The sequence below is a fragment of the Bacillota bacterium genome (assembly GCA_018818595.1).
Classification (GTDB): domain Bacteria; phylum Bacillota_I; class Bacilli_A; order Izemoplasmatales; family Hujiaoplasmataceae; genus JAHIRM01.
The window spans coordinates 1-10,327 of sequence record JAHIRM010000016.1 but is presented as its reverse complement, the minus strand read 5'-3'; the positions used below and the strand labels follow the sequence as shown (position 1 = coordinate 10,327).

7 protein-coding genes, 3 tRNA genes and 1 rRNA gene are annotated in these 10,327 nt (G+C 31.6%); 2 read left to right on the top strand and 9 right to left on the bottom strand.

The genetic code is table 11. From position 1 onward, the window contains the following. Both KJ971_04165 and KJ971_04160 read left to right on the top strand, forming a co-directional pair. Window positions 1-1,284: recombinase family protein (locus KJ971_04165; protein MBU1145034.1), on the top strand; the 1,284-nt coding region annotated here is incomplete at its 5' end. Then, a complete protein-coding gene (locus KJ971_04160; protein ID MBU1145033.1) occupies window positions 1,277-2,794 on the top strand; it encodes a recombinase family protein in 1,518 nt (505 codons plus the stop codon). The genes KJ971_04165 and KJ971_04160, both read left to right, overlap by 8 nt. 65 nt (window positions 2,795-2,859) lie before the next feature. On the opposite strand, the gene KJ971_04155 is transcribed toward KJ971_04160, so the two are convergent. The 9 genes from KJ971_04155 to rrf all read right to left on the bottom strand — a co-directional run bounded on the left by KJ971_04155 (window position 2,860) and on the right by rrf (window position 10,307). Next, window positions 2,860-3,972 carry a DGQHR domain-containing protein gene (locus KJ971_04155; protein ID MBU1145032.1) on the bottom strand — a complete coding sequence of 371 codons (1,113 nt, stop codon included), beginning with the start codon at window positions 3,970-3,972 and terminating at the stop codon, window positions 2,860-2,862. Further along, entirely contained in the window at window positions 3,969-4,496 is a 528-nt protein-coding gene (locus KJ971_04150) for a hypothetical protein (GenBank protein MBU1145031.1), read from the bottom strand. The genes KJ971_04155 and KJ971_04150 overlap by 4 nt, the downstream gene beginning before the upstream one ends. A gap of 60 nt (window positions 4,497-4,556) precedes the next feature. After that, a complete protein-coding gene (locus tag KJ971_04145) occupies window positions 4,557-6,095 on the bottom strand; it encodes a TIGR04141 family sporadically distributed protein (protein MBU1145030.1) in 1,539 nt (512 codons plus the stop codon). A gap of 739 nt (window positions 6,096-6,834) precedes the next feature. Next, entirely contained in the window at window positions 6,835-7,557 is a 723-nt protein-coding gene (locus KJ971_04140; GenBank protein ID MBU1145029.1) for a slipin family protein, read from the bottom strand. 533 nt (window positions 7,558-8,090) lie between these two features. After that, window positions 8,091-8,166 (bottom strand) — tRNA-Glu (locus tag KJ971_04135). Between the two features lie 7 nt (window positions 8,167-8,173). Then, a complete protein-coding gene (gene gltX, locus KJ971_04130; protein MBU1145028.1) occupies window positions 8,174-9,835 on the bottom strand; it encodes a glutamate--tRNA ligase in 1,662 nt (553 codons plus the stop codon). 174 nt (window positions 9,836-10,009) lie between these two features. After that, a tRNA-Glu gene (locus KJ971_04125) sits at window positions 10,010-10,085 on the bottom strand. A 4-nt stretch (window positions 10,086-10,089) separates the two neighbouring features. Beyond that, window positions 10,090-10,166, bottom strand: a tRNA-Asn gene (locus KJ971_04120). 32 nt (window positions 10,167-10,198) lie between these two features. Then, window positions 10,199-10,307: ribosomal RNA gene (gene rrf / locus KJ971_04115) — 5S ribosomal RNA — on the bottom strand. Window positions 10,308-10,327: the final 20 nt, after the last annotated feature.

Genomic DNA, 10,327 nt, shown 5'->3' with positions numbered 1-10,327 from the left:
GTTTTATCTTTAGTCCGAGAGCTCAGACAGATTGGCTGTATCATCTATTTTGAAAAAGAAAATCTATATTCAGATGATCCAAAGATTGATTTCACTTTAGCAATTCTATCTTCGATTGCTCAAGAGGAATCAAGAAGTATATCAACTAATGTGAAATGGTCGATTGAAAAGAGATTTAAAGCTGGTAAAGCACATATTCCAAAGATTTATGGCTATACCAAAGATGAGGATGGATTACTTGTGATTAATGAAACTCAAGCTGAAGTGGTTAGGTTCATCTACTCTTTATTCATCGAAGGCTATAACATCAATGACATCAGAAAGATACTTGAAGAAAAAGGGATTCCTGCATCATCAAAGCCTTTATGGAGTTATAGCAGTGTAAGAACGATTTTAACAAATGAGAAATATACAGGAAATACCATCTTGCAAAAAACTGTTACTCTTGATTACTTAACTCATAAACAAGTACCAAACGATAATATCGAGAATAAGTATTATGTTAAGAACTCACATCCAGCGATTATTCCTTCTGCTCTTTATGAAATCGCTCAAACGATTTATAACGATAAGGAACACTATTCAAAAAATCTAGTAACTAAGTATCCACTAACCAACCTGATTTACTGCAAGTCTTGTGGTAGAACCTTAAGACGTCATCATCTGGGATTTGTAAGAAACGAACCAAAAATCATGCTCGATTGTAGGCACACCAAAACAGATATGAAACCATGTGAAGCCAATTGGGTGGATTCAACCTTAGTGGATGATACCATTAACCAAGCGATAAAGGATATATTATCGAATTATGGTATCTATCAAAGGATTGTTGATTACATTAAGCCTAATTACACGTTATATAGCCTTTATAAACGTTTTGAATCCTTAAGTGAAGAACTAACTGAAGTGGGTAACATTAAGGCTACTGCAGAGATCAATGAACTAGAGGGTATCACAAAGGAAGAAATGATTGTTAAAACTAAGATTCATAAAATAAGAAAAGACATGATGCATCATCAAAGAAATGTATCGACTTTGGAATTACTAGAAAAGCTGTATGCAAATCCAAATGAAGCAATTCATCCGCTTTTCTTTAAGCATCTCTTTGGCATCATGATTCATCAATCTGGTGAACTTATTCTAGTCATATCAAAATCACATGAAACCCATGAACTTCTACCACTCATGAATGAATTAACAAAACTACCTGTTTTACTTGAAAACCTACATATCGATTATGATTTAAAGATGGGATTAAACTACAAGGTGATACTTCATGAATAATGTCACTACGATACCTGTTGTTCCAGGTATCAAGAAAACGAAAAGAGTTGCTATCTATGCAAGAGTATCCACACTTGAAGGTCGCCAAGATTCAAGCTATCAACTCCAGGTTGGAGAACTCACCAAAAGCATCGTTAAAAACCCTGATTACGAGCTTATTTGTATCTATGCGGATAAAGAGTCAGGTAAGACAAACAAACGCTCCTCGTTCCAAAAAATGATGGATTTAGCACGTGCTGGAGGCATTGACTTAATCGTGACTAAATCTATTTCTAGATTTGGTAGAAATACAATCAATGTCATTGAAGCGATTCAAGAATTAAGAAAAATTGGAATTGAAATCTATTTTGAAAAGGAGAACATGTCAACACTAGATCCAACAATTGATTTCATGTTAACGATACTCGCTGCATATGCTGAAGAGGAATCCAATCAGATATCTACTAATACCAAATGGTCTATCATGAAAAAGATGAAACGTGGAGGAAATACAACGACTAGACTCTATGGTTATCACATTGAAAAGGAAACATTTACCATTAAAGAGGATGAAGCAAGAGTTGTTTCATTTATTTTTGATAGTTATCTTCAAGGGATGAAATATAAGGAAATTATTGAGCTTCTAAAAGAAAGAAAAATCCCATCACCAAACGGCAATGAGACTTGGTCACAATCCACTTTAGAAGTGATGCTTAACAATGAGAAATATACTGGTGATAATCTCCTTCAAAAAACACTTTATGGTAAATCAATTAAGAATCTCGATTATGCATTAGGCAGAGTCAATCAATACTTGGTTAGAAATAATCATCCAAGGATTATCTCAAGAGAAAAATATGACCTAGTGCAACAAATTAGAAACGAAAGAACCAAACACTTCCATAAAGGCGAAAGCCATAAAATCAGTCCTTATGCCTATTACTTCTATTCTGTCGATTTAGGAAAGTATTTAACTAGGATAGTTGAAAAGCATAATGATAAGTATGAAGTCGAGATGTTGCTTGGTCACAAAAATAAAGAGCGTGTTTCTTTTAGATTTGAATACATCAAAGAAGGTGTGATTCAAATGGCCAAATACCTGGTTGAAAATAAAGCTTCTATAGCAGCAAAATTAAAGGAAATAAAAAAGGCCGCTTTAGCAAAACTGGAGTTGGAGAAAGAAAGGCTCTATAAGAATCTTGAAGGACTACCTTTAAGCGAAAAACTTGAAACATATGGTCAAATATCAGATGTTTTACTAAGGATTGAGAAACTTTCAAAATTATCTGAAATGATAGAGAACTACATGAGGATTGCAAAAAAACTTTCTAATCACTTCGACATAGATTTAGCAAAAGAATTGTTCGCGTCTATTATTATAAAGAGATTTGATATTAATTTGATAATTTCACTTGGTATAAATGAGACAAAAATAGTACCTTCTATCGAGATGAGATATCATTCTTTTTGCAAAACAATCACACATCTATTCCAACAAAAGTCAACTACATTTAATCTTTATATAGAGTAGATCATATTGAAATTGTCATTTTGAATTTTTAAAAATAAAGTCTCATATTCATTAAATTTCGTGAACTAATATATATCACTAAATGCCTTAATTATGATTTTTGAAAGTCGCGCTTGTTGTTGGTGATTAGATGGAAACTCAAGTGAAGTTAGTTCTAATTTTTCATTCTCTAATACTTTTTTAAACTCACTCATTCCCTTTTTAAAAAATGATAAATCTAATGTTTTATTTTTTTCTCCAATAGGAATAATTTCTTTAGCAGCTCTAATTAATGCACCAAATCCAGTACTTTTGGATAAGATATAGTTATTATAGTCATTCCATTCTTCATTAAATACTTCTTTTACAGATGAGAAATAGTTTAACAAAATTTTATAAATTGCATCATCGGCATCTTGAATAAAGTACTTTCTTAATGGATACTTAACGTTATCTTTCAATCCCTTGTTGTTTTTTATATCAATCATATCCTGTTTAGGATTATTACTAATTAACAAACCAGTAATGTAGCTAACAAAGGTTCCTTGTGATAATGATTGTGCATAATCAGTTCTTTTTTCAAGCATTTTTAACCTTCCATAGAAAGGAGATTCGCTAGAATAATTGAAAAGTCGAGCTAGATAGTGGGAAGTTTTGTGTGGACTTCTATATGTTGACAGTTCAAATAAATCATAAATAAGGGATTTATCTACCTGTTTTTGGTTACTATTTATTGTTGAAAAAATATATGCTTTTTGCTCTTCAGTAAGATTAAATGCTATTGCAATTGGCAACTCGAAATTTGTTTCAGATTTTTGAATCCCAAACAATCTATGCTGACCATCAAGAATTGAAGTTCTTATATCATCTGAATAAGTAAATTTGAATACACCGGAATTATCAACATTTATAAGTGAAAATTTGGAATTTGTAATATTTCCATCAATATCTTCCTCAATATCTTCCTCAATATCTTGCTCGCTATCGATTGCCAATATTATAGGTGTAGGAAAAATAGCATCTGGATCTTTGCAATAATTAGCGATGCTTTGGGTACGTTGAGAACTTAACACTCTCTGTATACCCTTTATATTTCTAGTTTCCGATTTAGCAATTTTTAGTAAATCCACACTCATCATTTTTCCAATATAAAATGTGCCTATCGGTTGTGAAATCTCAAATAAATATATGGTTTTCATAAACTTATGTCACCTACCTTATCTCTTTTACTCGCATTTTTAGATAAATCACGAACTTCTGCATCTTCTTCAGCTCCATATGGAATATCATCAAATAGACTAAAATGGTCTTGATGAATGTCCATCTTAGTAACGGCATACAGATATACAACAACTATTAAACTTATAACTATAAAAACCGATTGCCAAATAATTGAGAGGTTTTCTGTGACGCTTTCAATTTTCGATAAAACTCCAAAAAGGAAAACAATAAGAAAAAAACTTACCAAAACACTAATCACTTTATAAGTAACATACTTATTGATATTATTTTTTTTCTTTTCAATTATAAATGGGAGAAGCAGCTCGGGTAAGAATGGAACTATAAGCGCAATGATAAATATAATGCCTTGACCTTTTGAAAAGAAACTATGATATCCAGGTACAATCAAACTAATTCCCAATACTGTAATTACTGCAAATATCCAAATATAATATACCTTTTCGTGTTTGAATAGCGATAATGGAGCAAGTAATTTTTTCATTTCACACTAACCTCTTTTCTTTTTGAATGACCTTGTTAGAATTTAAATTTCGAATAATAATCATAGTTTGTTAATCCTGATTTTATGAATAAATCCTAATCTCATAAGTTCGGATTTCCATAATGCAATTTTCCTTTGCAACATAATAGAGTTGATTGCTGTTAAGTCTAATTCACCTAGGTAATTGATTGGTAACTTATTCATAAATAACCACACGCTTATTACTTGCGGCGTTTCTTGCTCATAACTTTGCCGTAACATAATCTCAGCCGCTAATTCTGATTGATCAAAACAATAATTAAAGGACTTATTATCGCCTTGTTTCAATGAACAGTACTCTTTCGTATCAATGATCATATCTCCAAGTTCAATTTGGAATTTGTTTTTAAATGTATTTGTTTCATATGGTAATCTATACATTGATTTATCAATTGAAACAGCACTAATCACGGAACATAAGTAATTATTTATTTTTTCTTCTTTGTAAGCTCCATTGCTTGAAGCACATAATGTGTTCATATTATCAAACACTACCTCATGTGAGATTTCAATCTTCTTAATTGTGTCTTGTATTAAACGTATAAAATCATCATTATACTCATTCCATGCTCCCTCATAAAGGCTTACTCTTTTATCAGGAATATCAAACGAAATAAAATCGAAGATTGATTCGGAGAATAACTGTTTTCCATCTTCATTTAGATATGCGACCTTACCTTTAGAAATGAAGTCTGCCAAAGATATAGAATTATCATGGATAAAGTCGAAAACTTCGCTTAAGTCCAAAGTTTTAATATTTTTGACAATTCTATCATACTTTATTATCATTGTACTTTCTTGCTCAAAGTATATACTGGAACCAATTATACTAATCTCATTAAGACTAAAATCAAGTCCTGTTGTATTAATTGAATTAGCGTACTTGTCTTCTAAATCAGACAGTAGAATTGAATTGTACTCTGCTATTAATTCTGTATCTTTTACTTTATTAAGATATGGGATTCTGTTTTTAATATCATCGTTTACGAGGATTGACTCAATTCTTTCTAATAGTGACCCTAAATGATTGAAGTCTAACTTGAAGTTAAACTTTATGGATTTTCCAAAATCAATTCTTTTTCCAAGTGTTTCATCAACAGGTGTAAATGATAAACTCGTAAAAATACGGCCTGAATCAATGTCCAAATTATCTTCATTCACATATGTGTTTACTTCGCCTTTTCTACCTCTAACTCTTTGTGCATTTGTACTTTTCCTTTTCAGTTCTTTTAGCTCAATTCTTCTGGCTAATTCAAAACCAAAATCGACATCACAATGTCTTTGAGCAACAAATGCTGAATTACCAAATGTAATTGCATAATCAATATTATCTTTGCTAGCTAATATTATACCTTTGATGTCCTTACTTCTAAAGTCAATTTCGACATTAAAAAAATCGAACACGTTTCGCCATTTAATTTCGTTTTCATATGAAGACTTGTAAAAAAATCGAAGAATCAATCCACCATCTTGCAAATCATCAGTTGATTGGTAAAATTGACTATTTAAGTCGTTTATAAGGTCTTCTTTTTGTAAAATTTTATAGATATTCACTCCCATGTTTTCACCGCCATAATTTTGTTTAAAATTAATTAGATATTAGAAAGGAAAAAATACATTCATCAAATAATTCTTTATCCATGATATCCAAGTTCAATATCCTAAACCTAGACTATTATAATGCAACTGTATTTATCAAATACTTCATAGTCACATCACACCTAGTGCATTTTAGGACATGTTAATTGATGATTTCACTAGCACAATACATATTCAGCTGATTACTTCATCGAAAACGCATATTTTATCGTTTAAATAGACTGTTTTTAGCCATTTTATGCACATAATCAAACATCGCTTTGGTGCCTATGATGAGACTTGAAATCATTGTCTCATAAAGAACCTTACTTCGCATTAAAAACAAAATCATTTATACTGCTATGTTATTCTACTTATAACATTAGCTGGCTAGGTGCCTTTTTAATAGAGGACAAAAATGAATTCATACTCACACAAATCATATCATATGATAAACTATTAAAAAAGTCATTTGTGCAAATATTAATTAAATATTTACTATGACAAAACTTAGTATATTACACATTGAAAATTAATGATTATAAAAACAATAAATCTTTCACTTTACTTCTTTAAATGCTAAGTGGGATAAAATGATAATTTTAAAAGAGATAAATCGTTGTTGAAATATATGAAAAAAACGACTCATAATGACGCAGAATGGACCAGAAGATTGAAGATAAACCTAAGCACACTATGTTCAATTTTCATATAAATTCAATTATTTGTTTATAAGATTTTTGACAGTTTCTACAACACTTGTACTTTTAAATGACTCTAAGACTTCAACAGGTATAGCAAATATTACCGTATTTGATTTGTCTCCAGACAAATCGTTTATAGTGGCCAAAGTTCTTAAATGCATTGCTCCAGGAACAGAAGATAGAATCTTAGCGGCATCCGCTAATTTTTGTGCTGCGCCGACTTCTCCCTCACTCTTTACAATGATTGCTCGTTTTTCCCTTTCAGCTTCTGCTACTCTGGCTAGAATTCTTTCCATATCTTCGGGAATTTTAATATCCTTAATTTCTACTTTTTCAACCTTTATTCCCCAAGGATCTGTTTCAGTATCTACAATTTCTTTAATCTCTTTAGATATGACTTTTAAGTTTGATAATAACTCATCAAGTTCAAACCCACCTAGGGAATTTCTTAACGTTGTTTGTGCTAATTGAGCAACTGCAAAGAAACAATCCTTTACTTCTAATACAGCTTTCTTCGCATCAAAAACCTTATAATATACAACTGCATTGATTGTGATGGTGACATTATCTTTTGTAATACATTTTTGCTGAGGAACATCTTGTGTAATGATTCTTAAATCCACTTTTGTGCATTCGTGAATAATTGGGATAACTAATCTAATCCCTGGATTCATTACTTTTACGAACTTTCCAAATCTAAATTTTATAGCTCTTTGATACTCTTTCACTATAGTGAACATATAATCACTCCTTTTTGGTGTTTTAATACCGTTATTATACCAATGATTTTTAAAAATATATATAGTCCGCAATATATTTAATTAATTAATCAACCTAAAAAACAGAATTCAGATAAAATGAAACTCTAGAAATGAAGGAATATACAAATTATAATTTATTGTTGTTTTTCTTTAAGTTCAAAAGTTGTATTTTTTAAGAAAATTTGTTAAATAAAGACTTTATAGATATTACCTATGTAAACAGTTCTTAAATATGCAACAAAAAAAGTAGGTGGTTAACCGACTTTATTTTTATAAACAAAAGAAAAGTGTTGCTTTTGTTATAACCTAGAAATGGTGCCGAAAATAGAGCCTGAAGTCAAGTCGCTAATAGCGCGTCATATGGTGCAGGGAATTTTAATCGAACCCGTAACTATCAAAATGATGACTTTCTCTTTAATCCAAAGGACATTAAATTCATATCTCATAATAATGTTTAATATTTAAAAAAAACACATTTCTTGGCTTATCAAAAAATGTGTCAAATTATTATATGGTAGCCCGTACGGGATTCGAACCCGTGAATGTTGCCTTGAGAGGGCAATGAGTTAACCGTTTCTCCAACGGGCCAAGAAAATTAGTCTTGCAAAAGACTAATTACTTTTTGAATTCTTTCTTTTACTTTTTTAAGGGTGAGTATCTTTAACACATAATAAAAATTAGGTGTGTTCTTTCTGCCTGATACTGCAATTCGAATAATTTCCGCAAAATCTCCAATGTGCCCAAGGTAAGCATCGGGATTTTTTTTATAGTCTTTTGGTCTTGCCGCAAAGTCACAAGACTCGGCTAATTCTTTAAGATTTAAGAACCATTCTTCTTCTGGTAAATCGAGTGCTGGTCTTGACAGGAAAAGTTCTAAAATGTAAATCAGTAATGTTTTTGAATATCTTTCATTAAAAGGTAAGGGCTCTTGAATAAATTTAGAATAATAATCATCATACATAAAATCAATCACTGGTAAAATATCAGAATATTTTGCATAATCTTTTCTTGGTTTTTCGGTTCCTCTTTCAATGTTTAAGATGGATTCAAAATAGTCAGGATCTTGACGAATCACTTGTAAAAGTTCTAATTCGTCATTTTCATTTGCCCAGGCGTATGCATTACTTGCGATGACAAGAGACGTCATTTTCCCTAAACATTCTTTGGAAATTGAATTGACTTTTTCAATGTCAAATAAGGCTCCATCAAGACTCATCTTTTGGAAGGTTAATTCAAAATCAAATAAATTTGCGTGTGGATGCTCAATTCTCCACTCTTCAAAATTCGTGTTTGCGATGGTCATTAAGTATTCTAAAAAGCCTTCAATTGGATAACCTTTTTCAAGGAAATATTTAACAGAAGCTTCTGGATCTTTTCGTTTTGATAATTTTCTACGTTTGCCTTCATCTAATTTCATGATAACTGGCAAATGACAATAAATCGGTCTTTTCCAGTTGATGCTATCAAATAATTGTAAATGAATAGGAACCGAAGACATCCATTCTTCTCCCCTTGTCACATGAGTCGTTCTCATAAAATGATCATCGACTAAATGAGCAAAATGATAAGTTGGTAAGCCATCTGTTTTCATAATAACGATGTCTTGAACGTTTTCTGGAAATTCAATGTGTCCTCTAATTAAATCATCAACGGCGACCTTTTGATTTTCATCTCCTGGTGATTTAAAACGAATAACATAAGGGTGTCCTTCTTCAACTCTCGAAATCAATTCACTTACTGATAATTTTCGACATAATGCAAACTCACCATAATATCCTGGATTTAATTTAAGTGCTTCTTGTTTTGTTCGAATCTCATCTAATTCTTCGTGTGTACAAAAACAAGGATAGGCCAGTCCAATTTCAATAAAATGTTTAATGACAATATCATAAATCCATTTACGTTCACTTTGAACGTAAGGGCCATAATTTCCACCTATAACAAAACTTTCATCTGGATTAATACCAAATAGTTTCATTTCTTCTAAAACCTTAGCTCCAGACCCTTCAATTTCTCTTTTTTGATCGGTATCTTCAAGTCTTACAAAAAAGACTCCGTTTGATTGTTTGGCAAAACGCCATGACACAAGGGACGCAAATAATGAACCTGTATGTAAAAAACCCGTTGGCGAAGGCGCAAACCTTGTAACCATGGCGGATTCTTCTAAGTCTCTTTTTGGAAAAATCGTTTCTAAGTCTAAAATCGTTTTTGTTACATCAGGAAAGATTAAATGGGCAAGTTTTTCATAATTTGTCATAGGAATTCCTCACTTTATTTATGAATATGATATCATATTTTTATGGAAAATACCATATAAATAAACGAGGAAGTTAATTAAAAACAAAGAAAGAATGGAGGAATTGATCTATACTTTCTACTAAAAATCATAAAAAAAAACACCACTTCGAAAATGGTATTTTTAATTTGTGATTGGTGACTCGTACGGGATTCGAACCCGTGGATGCATGCGTGAAAGGCATGTGAGTTAACCGTTTCTCCAACGAGCCAAGTTGGCGCCCCAACTAGGACTTGAACCTAGGACCCCATGATTAACAGTCATGTGCTCTAACCAACTGAGCTACTGAGGCTCTATTTAATTTTTTTATTATAAAAGAAAGAAGCCTGGCAACGTCCTATTCTCGCACTAATGTACTACATTCGGCGCTGAAGTGCTTAACTTCTGTGTTCGGTAAGGGAACAGGTGTGTCCACTTCGCCATCGTCACCAGACTTTTATCTTTCAAAACTGG

Excerpts from the sequence above, each read along its gene's own strand:
- KJ971_04160 (MBU1145033.1), top strand. The coding sequence starts at position 1,277 with ATGAATAATGTCACTACGATACCTGTTGTTCCAGGTATCAAGAAAACG.
- KJ971_04155 (MBU1145032.1), bottom strand. The coding sequence starts at position 3,972 with ATGAAAACCATATATTTATTTGAGATTTCACAACCGATAGGCACATTT.
- KJ971_04150 (MBU1145031.1), bottom strand. The coding sequence starts at position 4,496 with ATGAAAAAATTACTTGCTCCATTATCGCTATTCAAACACGAAAAGGTA.
- KJ971_04145 (MBU1145030.1), bottom strand. The coding sequence starts at position 6,095 with ATGGGAGTGAATATCTATAAAATTTTACAAAAAGAAGACCTTATAAAC.
- KJ971_04140 (MBU1145029.1), bottom strand. The coding sequence starts at position 7,557 with ATGTTCACTATAGTGAAAGAGTATCAAAGAGCTATAAAATTTAGATTT.
- gltX (MBU1145028.1), bottom strand. The coding sequence starts at position 9,835 with ATGACAAATTATGAAAAACTTGCCCATTTAATCTTTCCTGATGTAACA.